This window comes from Cellulosimicrobium sp. ES-005, assembly GCF_040448685.1.
Classification (GTDB): domain Bacteria; phylum Actinomycetota; class Actinomycetes; order Actinomycetales; family Cellulomonadaceae; genus Cellulosimicrobium; species Cellulosimicrobium cellulans_G.
Genome location: NZ_CP159290.1, coordinates 787310 through 804997, shown reverse-complemented (window position 1 = coordinate 804997; position 17688 = coordinate 787310). Strand labels below are relative to the sequence as shown.

Below are 17688 nucleotides of genomic sequence, written 5' to 3'. Positions count from 1 at the left end.
GGCCCGCCCCCCGGTGACGACGGTCACCCGGCCGGCTCCCACGCCTGGACCGCGCTGATCGCCGCGATCCACTCGCTCTCCGTCGCGAGCGGGACGAAGTCGGGGTGCAGCCCGCCGACGATCCCCGTGTAGTTCGCGGCCAGGACGGGCACGTCGCGCTCGGTCGTCATCGGGAGCGTCACGCGCACGGCCGTGACCTCGACGGGCTCGAACGAGAAGAGCGCGACGCGGTCGAGGAACTGGTCGGTCTGCCGCGCCACGTCCTGCCAGCCGCCGTCGGGCGTCCGCACGGAGACCGTGTAGTCGCGCAGCCCCGACGTGCAGCAGCGGATGCCGGCCGTCGCGACGGCGACGCGGTCGATCGTGCGGGGCCCGTCCGTCGTGACCTCGACGCCGGGCGCCTCGTCGACGGAGCCGTCGGCCAGTCGGCCCGACCGCCACGGCTCGCGCACGGCGAACGTGCCGGACGTGACGACGTCGGGGTCGCTCGCGTCCTCGTGCGTCGACGTCGCGGTCACCGGCCGGCCCTCGAGCACGTCGTCGCCGAACGCCTCGACGGGGGCCACCTCCAGCGCCGTCCCCGCGGGGGCGACGAGCAGGACGGGTGCGCCGTTCACGGGGACCTCGACGCCGCCCGGCGGGACCTCCAGGCCGCGCTGGGCGCCGTACCCGTCCCGCGCGGTCACGGTGACCGCACCGCCCGGCGCGGTGAGCCGCACGGTGGTCGACAGGTCCTCGCTCCACAGCGCGAGCAGCTCCGCACCCGCGACCTCCCCGGCCCCGGGCGCGCGCACGGCGTGGACGCCGGGCGTCCCCGTCTCGACCGCCTCGGGCGGCCCGAACCCGTCGAGGAACGCCGCGCTCGCCGCGAAGGCGGCGCCGGCCGGCTTCACGTACTGCCCGTACTGGAGGAGCGACCACGAGTTCCCGGCCTCGCCGAACCCGCCCTCGGAGAAGAAGTACGTCCACTCGTCGACGCCCTCCACCCCGTACCAGAGGAGCTTGCGCACGACGTCGGACCCGCCCGCCCAGAAGTTCGCGACGCCGTCCGACCACCAGCCGCTCTCGGTATCCCACACGGGGACGTCGCCGCACGGCCCGATCGCCTCGCGCAGCCGGTCCAGCTCGGCACCGTCCGCGGAGAACCCCTCCTCCTCCCACGACCGGTTGAACCCGGTGTAGGGGTGGATCCCCACGACGTCGAGCGAGTCGCAGCCGCCCGCCGCGACCAGGTCGGCCCACCACGCGGGCTCGATCCCGAGCGTGTTGCCGCCCACCACGACGACGTCGGCCGACGCGTCGCGAGCGCCCGCCGCGAACGGCGCGCCGACCTCCTCCTCGTACGCGGCCGCGTCCTCGTAGCCCGTGTTGTTCGGCTCGTTCCACGGCTGCCAGTAGCGGTTCTGCGGTGCGTGCTCGTGGACCGCGGCGACGATCTCGCGCGTCCATCCCTCCCACGTCCCGGCCTCGACCGCGGCCTGCTCCGCCTCGCCGCCCGAGCCGAGCTGGAGCGTGAGGATCACGCCCGTCTCCTCGGCGAGCTCGGCGGCGGCCGCGAGCTCGGTGAACGGGTCGACGTCGGCGGGCTCCTCGCCCTCCTCCTCGTCGGGCTCGAAGGCCGCGTTCGGCAGCGAGTCCCAGACGAGCGCGGCGGCGTCCGGCTCGGCGGTCGGGTCGGGCACGATCGCCCCGAAGTCGAGCTGCGTGCGGTGGCTGCCCACCCCGAGCTGGTCCGCGAGCTGCACGCCCCGCAGCGGTCCGGCGCCGCCCCAGTCCGCGCCGTCCGCGAGCGCCGCCGGGTCCAGGCCGCTGCCCGCCGCGGCCACGGTGTAGCGCAGGCACGTCCCCGAGACCGCCTCGCCCGTCGCGGCGTCGACGAGCGCGGCGTCGACCTCGTACACGCCCGGGCGGGTCGGCGGCAGGTCGAGCGGGAGCTCGCCGCCCTCCGCGGGGAGGTCCACCACGGTCTCCTCGCCGACCACCGGGTCCCACACGCGCGGGTCCCCGCGCACCTGGTAGCGCAGGCGGTACGTCCCGGCGGAGGCGGCCCAGGCGTCGTCGAACGCGGCGACCACGCGCGGCGCGGTCCCGTCGGGGAAGACGCCGTACGGCACGTCCACGAGCAGCCCGGCGCCGAGCCCGAGGCCGCCGAACAGCTCCTCGTTCGCCGCGTTGTACTTCACCGGGGCGCCGAGCTGGTACGCCATCCGGTCGGCCGAGATCTCGGTGAGCGCGAACCCGCCGTCGTCGCCGTGCGTGAGGACGTAGTACGGCGCGTCGCCCGCGGTGCCGTCGCGCAGCACCGGCGTGCTCTCCCACAGCGCGAACGGCTGCTCGAGGTCCTTGTGCGTGTCCGGCCACACGCCGCGGAACACGCCGTCGCTCCCCCACCACCGGAACCCGAGGTTCTCGTCGGCGACGACGAGGCCGTCGCCCTCGGGTCCGGACGAGGGGCCGGTGGTCGCGCCCGTCGTGTCGTCGAGCCAGGGCACGCGCGGGACGCCGAACGGCCGCCCGCGCTCCCACGAGGCACCGAGGTGGAGGGACCCCTCGTCGCCCTCCGGCCCCACGGCGCGCAGGTCGAGCGTGCGGCGCTCGTCGTCGCGCACGTCGGTCTGCACCAGGGCCGCGCCGTCCGGGAGCTGGGCGAGGACGGCGCCCTCGAACGGGATCTCCGCGAGGAGGTCGCCGTCGCCCGACACCTCGTGCAGGACCTCGCCCGCCTCCTGCACCCCGACGACGGTCCGGCCGCCGTCCGTCCAGCGCACGGTCCCGTACAGGTCGAGGAGGTCGCCTGCCGTGTGCTCGCCCTCGGGGATCGTCGTCGACCAGGTCGTGGTCCCGTCGGGCGCGACCTTGAGCAGGTCGCGGCGGTGCATGAGCGTGTCGAGGAGGTAGACGCTCCCGTCGGCGTCGACCTCGAAGGAGTCCGTGCGGAACGTCTCGCTCGCGCCGTCCCAGTCGAGCTCCACCGGCGTCGTCGCCTCCGCGTCCCCCGTCGCGAGGTCGTAGCGCGTCACCGTGTACGTCGCCTCGCGGTCCCACTCGAGCACGTACGCCGCGCCGTCGAGCACGCGGAACGTGACGAGCTCGCCGTCGTCGAGCGTGACGACGTCGTCGACGACCGTGCGGATCCCGTCCAGCTCGTCGGTGTCGACGCCGTCGTCGGTCACCTGCTCGAGGCGGGGGAACCCGCACAGGGGCAGCGCGCCCGTCTGCGTCACGGGTGCCGTCCCGGGGACCGGGGACGCGGTGAACGGCTGCGCGCCCGACGTGCTCCCCGTCCCGGTGCCGCCGATCAGGACGGCGGCGACCACGCCCAGGACCGCGGCGACGACCCCGCCGACGACCGTGGGGTCCGCGCCGCCCCGAGCCCCCGTGCCGTCCTCGTCCGAAGCCATCTCGCCGCCCTTGCCGTCGTCGGGCCCGGCACAGGTGCCGCTCCCGCGATCGTAGGTCGGCCCGGCCCCAGCACCGAGGGCCTGGCGGTACTTTCACCCGCGTTCGTCCGGTTCTGGGCTCGATTCACCCGATCGACCCGGCCTCGGGCCCCGGCGGGACGACTATCTTTCAGGTGTGCAGGCGACCACGGAACCCGCGATCCGCGTCGCCGGGCTGGGCAAGACCTACCGGCTCGGCGCGTTCGGCGAGCGACCGTCCACCGCCGCGGCCGCCGCCATCCAGTGGGTGCGGTCCACCGGCAAGCAGAAGTACACGTTGTTCGACGCGCTCGACGACGTCTCCTTCGAGGTCCCGCAGGGCGAGGCGCTCGGGATCGTCGGGCGCAACGGCGCCGGCAAGTCGACGCTGCTCAAGATCCTCACGCGCGTCACGGCGCCCACGCGCGGGCGCATCGAGCTCACCGGGCGCGTCGGGTCGCTCCTCGAGGTCGGCACGGGGTTCCACCCCGAGCTCACCGGCAAGGAGAACATCTTCCTCAACGGCGCGATCCTCGGCATGACGCGCAAGGAGATCACCCGGCGCTACGACGAGATCGTCGCGTTCTCCGGCATCGAGAAGTTCCTCGCGACCCCGGTCAAGCGCTACTCGTCCGGCATGTACGTGCGGCTCGCGTTCTCCGTCGCGGCCCACCTCGACACCGAGATCCTCGCGATCGACGAGGTGCTCGCCGTCGGCGACGCCGAGTTCCAGCGCCGCTCGATCCAGAAGATGCGCGAGGCCGCCCAGGGCGGTCGCACCGTGCTCTACGTGAGCCACCAGCTCCAGACGGTCCAGGCCCTGTGCACGTCCGCGGTCCTCCTCGACCGCGGGACCCTGACGTACTCCGGGACGGTCGAGGGCACGCTCCAGGCGTACCGCGACAGCTTCGAGAGCTTCGCGGCGGCGCAGTCCGACCCCAAGAAGCGCCCCGGGAACGGCAAGGTTCGGCTCTCCTCGGTCCGCATGGAGGACGAGTTCGTCAAGTCGTCCCAGGACATCGTCGTCGACTTCGAGGCGCCCGCGAGCAAGAAGCTCGTCGGCACCTACTTCGTCTCGATGCACATCAACAACGACCAGGGGACCGTCATCGCGCAGTGCGACTCGCGCCTCGTCGGGAAGTGGTTCGACCCGGAGCAGCCTCAGAAGGGCCGCCTCGTGGTCCGCGACCTGTGGCTCAAGCCGGGCCAGTACACGGTCGACGTCTACGCGTGCCAGGCCGGTGTGCTCGACGCCTGGGAGGGCGCGTGGCGCTTCGAGGTGCTGCCCGACCTTCCGTACCCGGAGTTCACGGAGGCGTCCAGCACCGAGAAGGGCATGGTCTTCGTGAACTTCGAGTACGAGGGGGCCTGACGTGGAGCAGACCGTGCAGCGCACCGTCATCACGCCGCCAGGGCGCCTCAACCTGCCGTCCTGGCGCGAGCTGTGGAACGCGCGCGAGGTCGCCGTCCGGCTCGCGCTGCGCGACGTCATCGTGCGGTACCGCCAGACGATCTTCGGCATCACGTGGGTCATCGCCCAACCCCTGGTCAGCGCCGGCATCTTCACCATCGTCTTCGGGGAGATCGCGGGGCTGTCGACCGGCAACGTCCCGACCTTCCTCTTCACGCTCGCGGGCATGCTCGCGTGGAACCTGTTCAACGGCGCCCTCGGTCGCGCGTCCGGCTCGATGGTCGGCAACCAGTCCCTCGTGCAGAAGGTCTTCTTCCCGCGGCTCCTGGTCCCGATCTCGAGCCTCGCCTCCGTCGTGCTCGACTTCCTCGTCGCGCTCGCGCTCGCGGTCGTCCTGCTCTTCGTCTACGGGATCAACCCCGGCTGGGCGGTCCTTCTCCTACCCGTGTGGGTGCTGCTCATCCTGCTGATCGGGACGGGGCTCGGCCTCGCTGCGGCGGCGTACATGGTCAAGTACCGCGACGTCGGGTACGTGCTGCCCTGGCTCGTCCAGATCCTCCTCTACGCGAGCCCGGTCGCCTACGCGCTGTCCTCCGTCCCGGAGAACCTGCGCTGGCTCTTCGACCTCAACCCGGTGACGTGGTTCCTCGAGGGCTTCCGCTGGTCCCTGCTGGGCACCGACTTCCCGCCCACGTGGCAGGTCGTGGCGCTGGTGGTCGCCGCCCCCCTGATCTTCCTCGCCGGGACGCTCGTGTTCCAGAAGAACGAGCGCGAGTTCGCGGACTTCATCTGATGCGCGTCTCCGCGTACGTCCTCCTCGCCGACCCGAGCTTCCTGCGCGCGAGCCTGCTCGCGTACTACCACCTCGTCGACCGGGTCGTGCTGTCCTACGACGAGACGAGCACGTCGTGGACGGGCACGCCGCTGCCGGTCGACGAGTGCCTCGCGATCGTCGAGGAGATCGACACGGACGGGAAGTGCGTGCACGCCCCCGGGAGCTTCGCCCGGCTCGACGAGCACCCCCTCGACAACGACACGTACCAGCGTCAGGCGGCCCTCGACGCGGCGTCGGAGGGTGCCGACTGGGTGCTCCAGCTCGACACGGACGAGGTCATGCTGGACCCGGCCACGTTCCGCGCGTCCCTCGACGCCGCCGAGCGGGCAGGGGCGGGCGGGCTCCACTACCCCGCACGCTGGCTCTACTCGCGCGTCGCGCCGGGTCGATACCTGGAGTCGAGCACGCGTCTCGGCCGGCCCGCGGCGTCGTACCCCGGGCCGCTGGCGGTGCGTGCCGGCACGACCCTCGCGCACGCCCGCCAGGCCGACGTGCCGCTCTACCGCGTCGACCTGCGACCCTGGAACACGGACCCGAGCCACCCGCACGACACTGTCGTCCACGAGGTCGTCCGCCCCGACCAAGCCGTGCTCCACTTCTCCTGGGTCCGCCGCCCGGAGGCCATGCGGCAGAAGTTCGGGTGGTCGGGCCACACGGCCCACTACTCGCGCCCGGGTGTCTACGAGTCGTGGGTCGCGCGGTCGCGGCGCCCACGCCGCACCGTGCTGACGTCGCCCCTGCGCCGCGAGGACTGGTTCCGCCTCGTGACCGTCCCCGAGCCGCCGGGAGGCGCGCCGTGAGCCCGACCGTGAGCGTCGTCGTCGTGACGTACGGCCGCCCCGAGAGCGTGCGCGAGTGCCTCGAGCACCTGAAGCGGCTCGACACCCCGCCGCTCGAGGTGGTGGTCGTCGACTCGACCCCCGCGGACACGACGCGACGGCTCGTCCGCGAGCAGTTCCCCGACGTGCGGCTCCTGCACAGCACGCTCGGGCGCGGCACGACGCCCGAGTCGCGGCAGATGGGCTTCGCCGTCGCCCGCGGCGACGTCGTGGCCTTCGTCGACGACGACGCCTACGCGGCGCCCGACTGGCTCGACGAGCTCGTCGCACCCTACGCAGACCCCGACGTCGTCGCCGTCGGAGGGCGCGCGGACAACGGCATCCCCGGCGAGGAGCACGAAGGGCTCGACCGTATCGGCCGGCTGCTCCCCGACGGCCGCCTCACCGGGAGCTTCGCCGCCGACCCCGGTCGCGTCGTCGAGGTCGACCACCTGCTCGGGGCGAACATGTCGTTCCGCCGCAGCGCCCTGGCGGCCATCGGCGGCATCCGCGGCAACTACCCGGGCACGTGCCTGTGCGAGGAGTCGGACATCTCGCTGCGGCTGCGTGCGACCGGCGGCCGGCTGCTCTACACGCCGCGGGCCGTCGTGCGGCACATGGCCGCGCCGTACGGGATCGGCGGCAAGCGCTTCGACCGGCGCTACCTGTACTACGCCCGCCGCAACCACCTCGTCATGCTCGTGCGGAACTTCGGGTGGCGGGACCCGATCGTGCGCCGGTACGCCCGCACGACCCTCCGCGACCAGCGCGACTACCTGCGCACGACGGCGCGGCGCCTCGGGCCGACCAAGTCGGACGGGACGCGCCGGTCCCTGCGCAAGCGGGTCACGGCACCGGTCGTCCTCACGCGGGCGGTGGCCGAGCTGGTCGGCCTGGTCGCCGGCGTCCCCGCGGCGGTGCGCGCGACGCGGCAGGACCGCGCGGACGGGCTCGCGACGCCATGACGCCGGGGGCGGGCAGGCCGCTCGTCCACGCGATCACGCCGGGCGACCACTTCTCCCCGCGGACGGGCAGCGCCGTCCCGACCGTGGTCGACGGGCTCTCCCGGCACCGCCCCGAGGGCAGCCCGCGGCCGACGGTCCTCGTCGCGCGCGGGACCTACCCGGACCGCTACACGAGCGCCCACGTCGTCGAGTACGCGCCGAGGCGATCCCGTCGGACCGACCGCTACCTCGACTCGGCGCTCGCGCGCGTCGGCGCACCCCGGGTCGCCGCACGCCGCGCGTTCGCCACCGTCGTCGGCGGCCAGGACGAGTGGCCGCCGTCGTTCGTGCTCGCCCACAACGCCCCGGCCCTGGTGCCGCTGGTCGACGCGCGGCACGTTCCCGTGCTCTACGCGCACAACCAGGTGCTGCGCACGTACACCGCCCGCGACGCGGGCCGGACGCTCGCGAACGCCCCGGTGGTGTGCGTGAGCGACTTCCTCGCGGAGCAGGTCCGGGCGCGGCTCCCCCGGGAGCTCGGCGACCGGGTCCGCACGGTCCGCAACGGGGTGGACCCGACGCTCCTCGACGTCGTGCGCGCGGACGCCGCCGAGGACGGCCTGCACGTCGTGTACGTCGGTCGGGTCATCCCGGACAAGGGCGTGCACGTGCTCCTGGAGGCGGTGGGCGCGCTCGACCGCGACGACGTCCGCGTGACCGTCGTCGGACGTCCGGGCTTCGACGCCCGGGACCCGTTGACGCCTTACGAGCAGGAGCTCCGCCGGACCGCGGCCGACCTGCGGTCCCCGGTCCGGTTCGCGTCGTTCCTCGCACGCGACGCGCTGCCCGCCGTCCTCGCGACCGCCTCGGTCGTCGTGGTCCCCTCCATCTGGCCCGAGCCGTTCGGGCTCACCGCGCTGGAGGGCATGGCGGCCGGCGCCGCCGTCATCGCGTCCGACGTCGGGGGGCTGCCGGAGGCCGTCGGGGACGGCGGCCTCCTGGTCCCACCGGGCGACGTCGACCGGCTCGCCGAGGCTCTGGACGGCCTGCGCGACGCGCGGACGCTCGAGCAGGCTCAGACGAGGGCGCGGGCGACTGCGCGGACACGAACCTGGGCGGCGGCAGCGGCCCGTCTCGACGAGGTGCTGGAGGCGTACCGATGACGGTCACCGTGCGGATCGTCGCGCTCGACGACCTCTCACCCACGGACGTCGAGGGCTGGTCCGACCTCGCGTCCCGCGCGGCCGAGCCCAACGCGTTCCTCGACCCGGGCTGGCTCCTGCCCGCGACGCGCTGGTTCCCTGCGGCGCGCGACCTGCGCGTGCTCCTCGCCGAGGACGCCGACCGGGTCCGCATGGTCCTGCCGCTCGGCCTGGAGCGGGGGTTCCACCGGCTCCCGGTGTCGTACGCCACGACGGCGACGCCGTACCTGGCCCGGAACGCCTCCGTCTGCGCCCCGCTCGTGGAGCGCGACGACACCCGCGGGACGTTCGAGGCGGTGCTCGACGCCGTCGGCCGCCGCCGCAGCGGTCTCCCCGGGCTGCTCGAGCTGACGCTGTTCCCGGACGGCCCCCTCCTGGCCGCGCTCCTCGACGTCGCTGCGGACCGTCGGCTCCCGGTCCTCGAGCGCTACCGGCTGGAGCGCGCGTGCCTCCGGGTCCCCGGCGAGGACCCCGTCGCGCACCTCAGCAAGCGCCGGCGTCGGCACGTCCGGCAGGACGCGGCCGCGCTGGCAGAGCGCCTCGGCGGTGAGCTCACGGTCGTGGACAACGGGGGTGACCCGGCCGCGACCGAACGCCTGCTGGACCTCGAGGCGTCCGGGTGGAAGGGCGACCGGTCGCGCAAGGGCGCCGCGCAGCGCAACAAGCCGGACCAGCTCGGCTGGTTCCAGGAGGCGACCGACGAGATGCGACGGCGCGGGCGGCTGCACGTCTTCGAGCTCGTGGGCGGCGGGACCACGGTCTACGCGAGCGCGGTGATCCGTTCCGGCACCGGGCTCTTCGGCTACCTCGACGCCTACGACGAGACCCACGCGGACCTGGGGCCGGGCGTGATCGGCCGGGTCATGACGCAGGAGCTCGTCGCCGCGCGCGGCGACGTCTCCCTCTTCGACCCGTGCATCCACCCCAAGTTCACCGTCCCGTCGACCCTGTATCCCGGACGCCGGGACCTCGTCGGGCTCATGGTCGCCGCCCGCGGACCCGTCGCACGCGCCTGCGTCGGGACGGCGCCCACGGTCTCGTCCGCACTGCGGCGCCTGCGGCGTCCTCGTCCCGCGGCGTACGACGTTGCGGGCTCGCCGCCGGGGGGTGGGTGATGGTCGGGGCGGGTGTGCCGGACCTGAGCGTGGTGATCGCGGCGTTCGACGCGCAGGACACGCTGGACGAGCAGCTGGACGCGCTCGCGGAGCAGGATGTGGGGTTCGCGTTCGAGGTCCTGGTGTGCGACAACGGGTCGCGCGACGCCACGCCCGCGCTGGTGCGCCGCCGTCAGGAGCGCGAGCCGTGGCTGCGGCTCGTGGACGCCTCGGCGCGGCGCGGTCCGTCCGCGGCGCGCAACATCGGTGCCGGGCACGCGCGGGGCAGGTTCCTCGCGTTCTGCGACGCGGACGACGTGGTGGGCCAGGGCTGGCTGACCGGGATGCACGACGCACTCCAGGACGACGAGTTCGTCACCGGCAGCTGGGAGGGAGACCGCCTCAACCGCGGCGACGGCACGGCGGTGTCGTGGATGGTGGAGAGCGTCTACCGCATGGACTTCCTGCCGTGGCTGCCCGCCACGGGTGCGGGGACCATGGGCATCCGTCGTGCCGTCTTCGAGGAGGCGGGCGGCTTCGACGAGCGGCTGGCCACGAACGAGGACACGGACCTGTCGTGGCGGGTCCAGCTCGCCGGGCACCGCCTGGTCCACCACCCCGAGATCGTGCTGCACGTGCGCAAGCGCGACGGGCTGCGCGCCATCTTCCGCCAGGCCTACGCCTACGGCGCGGGCGACCGGCTCCTGCGCCACCGGTACGCTGACGTCGCCGCCGCGTACCAGCGCCGGGAGGACCAGTCGTCCGGGGCGGCGGCACCGGTGCCGGAGCTGCGGCCCGCCGCCCGTGCGGAGGCCACGGCCGGGCGCGCCGCGCGGGCGATCGGCTCGGTGCGGCGCGTGCTCGGCAAGGTCGTGCGGGTCCGGAGCCGGAGGGACCTCGCCGACCGGGTGCAGCGCGTCGGGCACGACCTGGGCTTCCGGTTCGCGCGGACCGACCCGACCGTCGCGCGCGTCCCCGTGCCCCCGGTCCTGCCCGACCCGTCGTAGCCCGGGCCGAGGTGCGCTCGGGCCGGTACGGCGGGCTTCGCTCAGGACGGTTCGGTGGCGCCGCTCAGACCGGTGGTGGGAGCACGGCGGGGACCGGGACCCGCGGCGCGGCGGGGTCGACACGGCCCCACCGGTAACCGACCTGCTCGCCCACGCGCCAGACCGTCTCGGCGAGACCGACCCGGCCGCGCGACAGCTTGTTGCGGACCGTGCGCGCCATGCGACGGACGACCGAGAGAGCACCGGCCCGGGCGACCGGCGGTCCCGGGTCCGCGGGGCCAGGCCCCGGTGTCGCGGCACCGGTGGTGAAGGCGGCGGCGACGTCGGCGTAGCGGTGCTGCAGGAGCCGGTCGCCCGCGCCGTAGGCGTAGGCCTGGCGGAAGATGGCGCGCAGCCCGTCGCGCTTGCGCACGTGCAGCACGATCTCGGGGTGGTGGACCAGGCGGTGCCCGGCGAGCTGGACCCGCCACGACAGGTCGACGTCCTCACCGGTCACGAGCGACTCGTCGAACCCGCCGACCTCCTCGAAGACGGCACGGCGGACGCCCATGGTCCCCGCGCCGGTGCCGGGAAGCCACGGGAAGAAGGGCTTCGTAACGATCGGGTCGGTCGTCCAGGAGACGGAGGCGCGGTTGCCGCGGTTGAGGCGGTCTCCCTCCCAGCTGCCGGTGACGAACTCGTCGTCCTGGAGTGCGTCGTGCATCCCGGTCAGCCAGCCCTGGCCCACCACGTCGTCCGCGTCGCAGAACGCGAGGAACCTGCCCCGCGCGTGCCCGGCACCGATGTTGCGCGCCGCGGACGGACCGCGCCGCGCCGAGGCGTCCACGAGCCGCAGCCACGGCTCGCGCTCCTGACGGCGGCGCACCAGCGCGGGCGTGGCGTCGCGCGACCCGTTGTCGCACACCAGGACCTCGAACGCGAACCCCACATCCTGCTCCGCGAGCGCGTCCAGCTGCTCGTCCAGCGTGTCCTGCGCGTCGAACGCCGCGATCACCACGCTCAGGTCCGGCACACCCGCCCCGACCATCACCCACCCCCCGGCGTGACCGTCACGACGCCGGCCGCTCGGAGCGCGACCGGCTGCGCACCGGACGGTGCTCGTGGAGGAGGCCGCCGACCGTCGACGTGCGGTAGCCCTGTGCCGCCAACCCGTCGAGCAGGGTGACGAGCACCCGCGCGCGGTCGAAGCGGGGCAGCTCCTGGCCCGGCTCGAGCGTCTCGGGGTCGGCCCGGTCGTCGTGGAGCAGCACGATCCCGCCGGGGAACACGTCGTGGAGGGCGCGTCCGGCGATGCGGTCCTCGTCGTCGTGCAGCCAGTCGTGCGCGTCCCCCGACCAGATGACCAGCTCGAGCCCCAGCGCGCGGATCCCGCGCGCCTGCGCCACGGTGTGCCGCCCGTAGGGCGGGCGGTAGAGCCGCAGCGGCACGCCGGTCACGTCCTCGACGCGCCGCTTGGCGTCGCCGATCCGGCGGACCGCCTCCTCGTCGCCGAGCGTGAGGAGGGATCGATGGTCCTCACCGTGCAGCGCGACCTCGTGGCCCTCCGCGACGACCCGTCGCGCCACCTCCGGGTACCGGGCGACGTGCTGCCCGAGCACGAAGAAGGTGGCCGTGGCGCCCCTCCGCGCCAGGACGTCGAGGAGGCGAGGGGTGTGCTCGGGGTGCGGGCCGTCGTCGTACGTCAGGGCGACGACCCGCTCGGTGGTGTCGACGCAGAACACGCCGAACTCGCGCGCGAGCACGGGCGGCACGGGGAAGGGCGGGACGGCCTGGGACCGGAACGTCCCCCCGGCGGGCCGCGGGGCACGGTCGAGGGCTCCCCGGCGGACGAGCACGGGCCACCGGGCGCGGCTCACGGCGCACCCCCGGCGTCGCGGCGACCGTTCACGCCACCACCCCTCTCAGCCGGACACCGAGGCGAGCATATCGACGCCGACGGCGCCCGGGCCGTGGCAGCGGGACCGCGTGGTCGCCCGGCCCGGGTGAATTCCCCGCGAACCCGCGGTGACGGCTCGTCGCTGACCTAGGGTTTGGCTGTGGAGCCGACGCCTGCGCTGCCCCCCGGGACGCGCGTCCTCGATCTCGGCGCGCGCGACGGCGCCGTCGCCGCCGACCTTCGCGCCGTCGGCCTCGACCGCTACCTCGGCCTCGTCGAGCCCGGACGTCTCGCGGCGGCCCGCCGTGCGGCCGGCGACCTGGCCGACCGGCTCCACCCCGTGCCGACGCCCGACGTGGCGGCGCGGTGCTCGACGGACCTGCTGATCCTGCGCGCCGACCGCGCGCGGGTCCTGTGGACGGTGCGCGACCTCGGCCACCTGCGGTACCTCGCGGTCGAGCACGGGGCCGGGATCTCGGGGCTGGAGGCGCGCCTGGCCGTCCTCGTCGGCCGGGCGGGCGGTCGCCTCGCCCCGCTCGGCCGGTTCGTCTGGGGTGGGCGTGCCTTCGACCTGTACCGCCTGCCGCCGCCGCACGGCCCGGCCCCGCGCACCTACTTCTCGCCCGTCTGGGGTGCGACCGGCCTCGCGACCCGGCTCAAGGAGGCGGGCCTGCGGTACGCGGTCCTGCGCTGGTTCGAGTCGCTCCCGGTGATCGAGCCGGGCGAGGACCTCGACCTCCTCGTGGCGGACGACGACGTCGACGCGCTGCGCGGGATCCTCGAGTCGGAGCCGGGGACGATGCCCGTGGACCTCTACAGCGTGTCCGGGCTCGCGGCGTCGGACTACCAGGGGGCGGCCTACTATCCCCCGGCCCTCGCCGAGCAGGTCCTCGACCGGGCCGTGGTGCACGAGAGCGGGTTCCTCGTGCCCTCGCCGCAGGACCACCTGCACTCTCTCGCGTACCACGCGGTCTATCACAAGGGACGCCGCTCGGGGCTTCCCTCGCGCGGGCTGGGACCGGCCGAGCCGGCGCCCGAGCACGACTATCCCGCGGAGCTCCGGCGGCTCGCGCGAGGGCAGGGGGTGGCGCTCGACCCCTGGTACGAGGACGTGGACGCCTACCTCGGGTCCGTCGGGTGGCGACCGCCGACCGATGCGCTGCGACGGCTCTCGTCCGGGAACGCGTGGGCGCGGGGTCTGCTCGCCTCCGACCACGACGCCCGGCTCGGCGACGCGGAGCTCGCTGTGTTCCTCGTGCGCGAGGCGACCCTCGCCGTCGTCCCGGCGGAGCAGGTCGAGGCGGTGCTCGACCGCTTCGGCTTCGACGTGCTGCTGGCAACGGACCTCGGCCCCACGGCCCGGGAGCGCGCGGCCACGGCGCTGCGCGGCGGCAACTGGGGCCGCGGGCCCTTCCCCCGCAGCGGGGGCGATCCCGTGCGCATGGTCGTCGCGCTCCACTACGCGCCGGAGGAGCCCTACGACTGGCTGCGCGAGCGCTACCCGCACCTGACCAACGCCGAGACGTTCGAGGCGAAGTCGGAGGTCCGCCGGCTCGTCGAGCAGCGCGTGCCGGAGCCCGAGCGGTTCAACCCCCTGCACTCCTCGGACAGCACCGCCGAGGCGTGGGAGTACCTCGACGTGATCGCGCCCGACGCCGTCGGGGCCGTCCGGGCCGAGGCCGAGCGGCGCGCCGCGCAGCACGTGGCACCGCCCGGCACGGTCCGCACGCTCAGCGTCGGCCGGCGCGCGCGCGTCGACGTGGTCGCCGGCACGGACGGCCTCGTCGTCCGGAAGACGTTCGCCCCGCCGTTCACCCGGTTCCTCGACCGCGAGCTCACCGCGCTCCGTGAGCTCGGTGGCCGCGTCGCCGCGGTCCCCCCGCTCGTCGCCGCCGGCACCGACTGGTTCGCGTGCCCCTGCTACGAGGACACTCTCGGCGCGGCCCGGTCGAGGACGGGCCTGCTCCCTCTCGCGGTCGTGCGCAGCATGGTCGACGTCCTGCGCGAGCTCCACGGCCTCGGGTACGACCTGGTGGACGCGAAGCCCGGCAACTTCGTCCTCGACCCCACGCACGGGCTCAAGGTCGTCGACTTCGAGTTCCTCCACCGGTACGACGACGAGCCGCCTCCCTTCGCGCGGGCCGTCGGGCTGGTGGGCCCCGGCCCCGAGTTCCCCGGGGACGTCCCGGTGGGCGAGATGGGCTACGACGCGCGCTGGCTCGCCGCGACCGGTCTGCCGCTCGACGTGCTCGTCGACGGGTCGGTCGTCACCCAGCACCTGGCTCGGGCGCGGTACCGCCTACGGCTGCTGACCGTCCTGCCCGGTTCACCGCCGCGGCGCGTCGCACGCCGGGCGCGCGCGAGCGTCCGGCACGCCCGGTGGCTCGCCACCTCCCGGTACACCGAGTGGGCCCGACGTCGTGCCGCGTCCGGGCGTGAGACAGGAGCACGATGACCCTCCCCGACCCCGTGGCCCCGTCGCCCGGCGCGCCGCACCCCACCGTCACCGTGGTGGTGCCGGTCTACAACGACGTCGCGCGCCTGCGGACGTGCCTCGCGGCCCTCGCCGCCCAGGACTATCCGGCGGACCGGTTCGACGTCGTCGTGGCGGACAACGCCTCGACCGAGGACCTGCGGCCCGCGCTCCCCGCCGGGGACGGGCGCTTCACGGTCGTCCTCGAGCCCCGGCGCGGGTCGTACGTCGCGCGCAACACGGCCGCGCGACGCGCGACGGGCGAGGTGCTCGCGTTCACCGACGGGGACTGCATCCCGCGCCCGGACTGGCTCTCGCGCGCCGTCGCGGCGCTCACCGCCGAGGACCCGCCCGACGCCGTCGGCGGTGACATCAACATCCTCTTCCGCGACGGGTCGCGCCCGACGACCGGCCCCGAGCTGTACGAGACGGTCGAGGGCTTCGACCAGGAGCGCTTCGTGACCGTGACGCACTTCGCGGCGACCGCGAACCTCGTCGTGCCCCGGGCGACGTTCGAGCGCGTCGGCGACTTCAACGCGGCGCTGAAGTCGGGCGGCGACCTCGAGTGGGGCCGCCGGCTCCAGGAGATCGGGGGACGGCTCGACTTCGCTGCCGACGCGGTCGTCGACCATCCGTCGCGACCCTCGTGGCGCGACCTCACGCACAAGACGGTCCGGATCACGCACGGCCTCGTCGACCTGACCGAGAACCCGGAGACCGCGGGCTTCGCGCGCGACAGCTGGCACAACACGAAGCAGACCTTCACGGTGTGGATCCGCATCTGGCAGGCGCCCTGGCCGGAGGAGCGGGGCGCGAAGCTGCGGTTCGCCGCGGCGCGCAGCTATGCGGGCCTGCTGGAGCTGGGCGTCCGGGCACGGCGGCGCCTCACCGACCGGGGGCGGGCCCGGCGCTCCGGGGTGAGCGGGTGACGGACGACGTCGGCGTCACCCGACGCGCGGCGGCGGACCGCCCCTGGCACGAGGTGCCGGAGCACGTGCGACGCACGGTGCGCTCCGCGACGAGCGTCGACCTCGTGATCGACGCGATGACCGACGCGGAGTCGCCCTGGCCGGTCGAGCTCCAGCGCCGGCTCCTCCACCCCGCGTCGGGCGGCCCCGCCGTCCTCGTCCCGCGCGCGGGCGGGCGCGGCCTCGTCCTGGGCGGCGAGCGGCACGCCCTGGCACCCGCGCTGCACTTCCTGGGCCTCGACGTCGCACGGGCCGACTGGGTCGGCGACCGGCTGCGCTTCCAGCAGCTCGCGCACCCGGTGCCCGGCGCGTCCGCCGTGCACCTGGACCTCCCGGCCCGCCTCCCGTTCCCCGACGCGTCCGTCGACCTCGTCTGGGTCGACGTGGACGAGGTGCTCGCTCTCGTCGGGGTCCGCGGGGCCGTGGGCTTCCTGGTCGAGGTCGAGCGGGTCCTGGCGCCCGGCGGGACGGTCGTCGCCGACGTCCGGCACCGCGGACGGCGTACCGTCGACGCGGTCCGACGGCGCGCGGCCGCGGGCGCGGACGTCGTGCCGGTGCGGTATCTCCTCGCTCGCGCCGGGCTCGTCCCGGTCGGACGGCACGCCCTGCTGCCCCGTCGCGACGACTGGGCCCGCCTCGTCCCGGCTCCGCGGCTGCGGGAGGAGCTCGCCGCCACCGACCTCAGGACGGGGGCGCGGCGGGCGGCGGCGCGTACGCTCCGAGCCCTGGGCGCGTCCGGCGTCCTGGCGCCGGACGCCGTCGTGCTCGCCCGGCGCCGTCGCGACGCCTCACGGGACGTGACGACGCTGGCCGAGCGGGTGGCGAGGTCGCGCCACCCGGTCGTCGCCGCCCTGTCGGACGCCCGGGTCGCCGTGCGCGGCGAGCGGTTCGTCAAGGTCCCGCTGTCAGCCGACCAGCAGCAGGCTCTGGGGCGGGAGGTCGCGGCGACGCACGAGGCCGCCGCGTCGGGGTTCGGCGCCTTCGTGCTCGACGAGGTCATGGCGCCGTCGTACGACGGCGTCCGTGTCGCCGACGCGCCGCTGCTCCGCGCCCGGCCCGTCTCCCTCGACGAGGCCGAGGACGTCCTGGCACGGGCGCTGCCGGCGCCGACGTCGCCGGACGCGCACCGCCCGCTCCGGACGACGGCCGCCTGGCGGCGTCTCGAGTCCGCGCGGGGCGAGCGGGACTGCGCCGAGATCGGCGCCGCGAGCCTGCGGGACCGTGTTCTGCGGGCCCACGGCCACCTGCTCGTCCCCGTCGGCCCGACCCACGGCGACCTCCACCCGGACAACGTCCTCGTGACCGCCGAGGGCTCGGCGCACCTCGTCGACTGGAACCGCTTCGAGCCCGACAACCCGCTCGTGCTCGACGCGGCGTACGCGGCGTGCCAGGTCGACCTGGCACGGACGGGATCGGGGCTGGCCGAGGCGGTCCGCCGGCTCGCGGCCGACGAGCTCACCGGCCCGCTCGCCACGAGCGTGGCCTCCCGGCGCGGCGAGCTCACCGTCGCCCAGGTCGCCACGCTCGTCGTCCTGGACCGGGTCGTCTCGTACAGCCTGCCGCGGCGGCGGTACAAGCCGTGGACGTTGTCCACGATGCGCGCGTCGGTCGTCACGGTCGACGCTCTCCCGGGCTGAGTCC

Annotated in this window: 13 protein-coding genes; 10 read left to right on the top strand and 3 right to left on the bottom strand. The window is 75.0% G+C overall.

Going from position 1 to position 17688, the window contains the following annotated elements:
* Positions 1 to 23: 23 nt before the first annotated feature.
* Positions 24 to 3401: a hypothetical protein gene (locus ABRQ22_RS03515; protein ID WP_353708602.1), complete on the bottom strand. Its 3378-nt coding sequence runs from the start codon at positions 3399 to 3401 to the stop codon at positions 24 to 26.
* A 175-nt stretch (positions 3402 to 3576) separates the two neighbouring features.
* Between ABRQ22_RS03515 and ABRQ22_RS03510 the strand changes: the two genes are divergently transcribed.
* From ABRQ22_RS03510 to ABRQ22_RS03480, 7 genes are read left to right on the top strand one after another with little or no spacing between them, the layout of a single operon-like run.
* Positions 3577 to 4791, top strand: coding sequence for an ABC transporter ATP-binding protein (locus tag ABRQ22_RS03510; RefSeq protein ID WP_353708601.1), 1215 nt, complete (start codon positions 3577 to 3579; stop codon positions 4789 to 4791).
* Between the two features lies 1 nt (position 4792).
* Entirely contained in the window at positions 4793 to 5623 is an 831-nt protein-coding gene (locus ABRQ22_RS03505) for an ABC transporter permease (RefSeq protein ID WP_353708600.1), read from the top strand.
* Positions 5623 to 6465, top strand: a complete 843-nt coding sequence (locus ABRQ22_RS03500; RefSeq protein WP_353708599.1) for a hypothetical protein — start codon at positions 5623 to 5625, stop codon at positions 6463 to 6465. The genes ABRQ22_RS03505 and ABRQ22_RS03500 overlap by 1 nt, the downstream gene beginning before the upstream one ends.
* The gene (locus ABRQ22_RS03495; protein WP_353708598.1) at positions 6462 to 7448 is read left to right on the top strand and encodes a glycosyltransferase family 2 protein; all 987 of its coding nucleotides are present in this window, start codon (positions 6462 to 6464) and stop codon (positions 7446 to 7448) included. Before ABRQ22_RS03500 ends, ABRQ22_RS03495 begins: the two co-directional genes overlap by 4 nt.
* Positions 7445 to 8590 carry a glycosyltransferase family 4 protein gene (locus tag ABRQ22_RS03490; protein WP_353708597.1) on the top strand — a complete coding sequence of 382 codons (1146 nt, stop codon included), beginning with the start codon at positions 7445 to 7447 and terminating at the stop codon, positions 8588 to 8590. Before ABRQ22_RS03495 ends, ABRQ22_RS03490 begins: the two co-directional genes overlap by 4 nt.
* Positions 8587 to 9744: a GNAT family N-acetyltransferase gene (locus ABRQ22_RS03485; protein WP_353708596.1), complete on the top strand. Its 1158-nt coding sequence runs from the start codon at positions 8587 to 8589 to the stop codon at positions 9742 to 9744. The genes ABRQ22_RS03490 and ABRQ22_RS03485 overlap by 4 nt, the downstream gene beginning before the upstream one ends.
* A gap of 14 nt (positions 9745 to 9758) precedes the next feature.
* The gene (locus tag ABRQ22_RS03480) at positions 9759 to 10730 is read left to right on the top strand and encodes a glycosyltransferase (RefSeq protein WP_353708595.1); all 972 of its coding nucleotides are present in this window, start codon (positions 9759 to 9761) and stop codon (positions 10728 to 10730) included.
* A gap of 64 nt (positions 10731 to 10794) precedes the next feature.
* Here ABRQ22_RS03480 and ABRQ22_RS03475 read toward each other — a convergent pair whose 3' ends face one another.
* Both ABRQ22_RS03475 and ABRQ22_RS03470 read right to left on the bottom strand, forming a co-directional pair.
* Entirely contained in the window at positions 10795 to 11742 is a 948-nt protein-coding gene (locus ABRQ22_RS03475; RefSeq protein WP_353708594.1) for a glycosyltransferase, read from the bottom strand.
* A gap of 37 nt (positions 11743 to 11779) precedes the next feature.
* Entirely contained in the window at positions 11780 to 12586 is an 807-nt protein-coding gene (locus ABRQ22_RS03470; RefSeq protein WP_353708593.1) for a polysaccharide deacetylase family protein, read from the bottom strand.
* A 180-nt stretch (positions 12587 to 12766) separates the two neighbouring features.
* On the opposite strand from ABRQ22_RS03470, the gene ABRQ22_RS03465 reads away from it, so the two are divergent.
* From ABRQ22_RS03465 to ABRQ22_RS03455, 3 genes are read left to right on the top strand one after another with little or no spacing between them, the layout of a single operon-like run.
* Positions 12767 to 15061 carry a hypothetical protein gene (locus ABRQ22_RS03465; RefSeq protein ID WP_353708592.1) on the top strand — a complete coding sequence of 765 codons (2295 nt, stop codon included), beginning with the start codon at positions 12767 to 12769 and terminating at the stop codon, positions 15059 to 15061.
* Positions 15058 to 16008, top strand: a complete 951-nt coding sequence (locus ABRQ22_RS03460; RefSeq protein WP_353708591.1) for a glycosyltransferase family 2 protein — start codon at positions 15058 to 15060, stop codon at positions 16006 to 16008. Before ABRQ22_RS03465 ends, ABRQ22_RS03460 begins: the two co-directional genes overlap by 4 nt.
* Positions 16005 to 17684: a hypothetical protein gene (locus ABRQ22_RS03455; protein WP_353708590.1), complete on the top strand. Its 1680-nt coding sequence runs from the start codon at positions 16005 to 16007 to the stop codon at positions 17682 to 17684. The genes ABRQ22_RS03460 and ABRQ22_RS03455 overlap by 4 nt, the downstream gene beginning before the upstream one ends.
* The last annotated feature ends 4 nt before the right edge of the window (positions 17685 to 17688 follow it).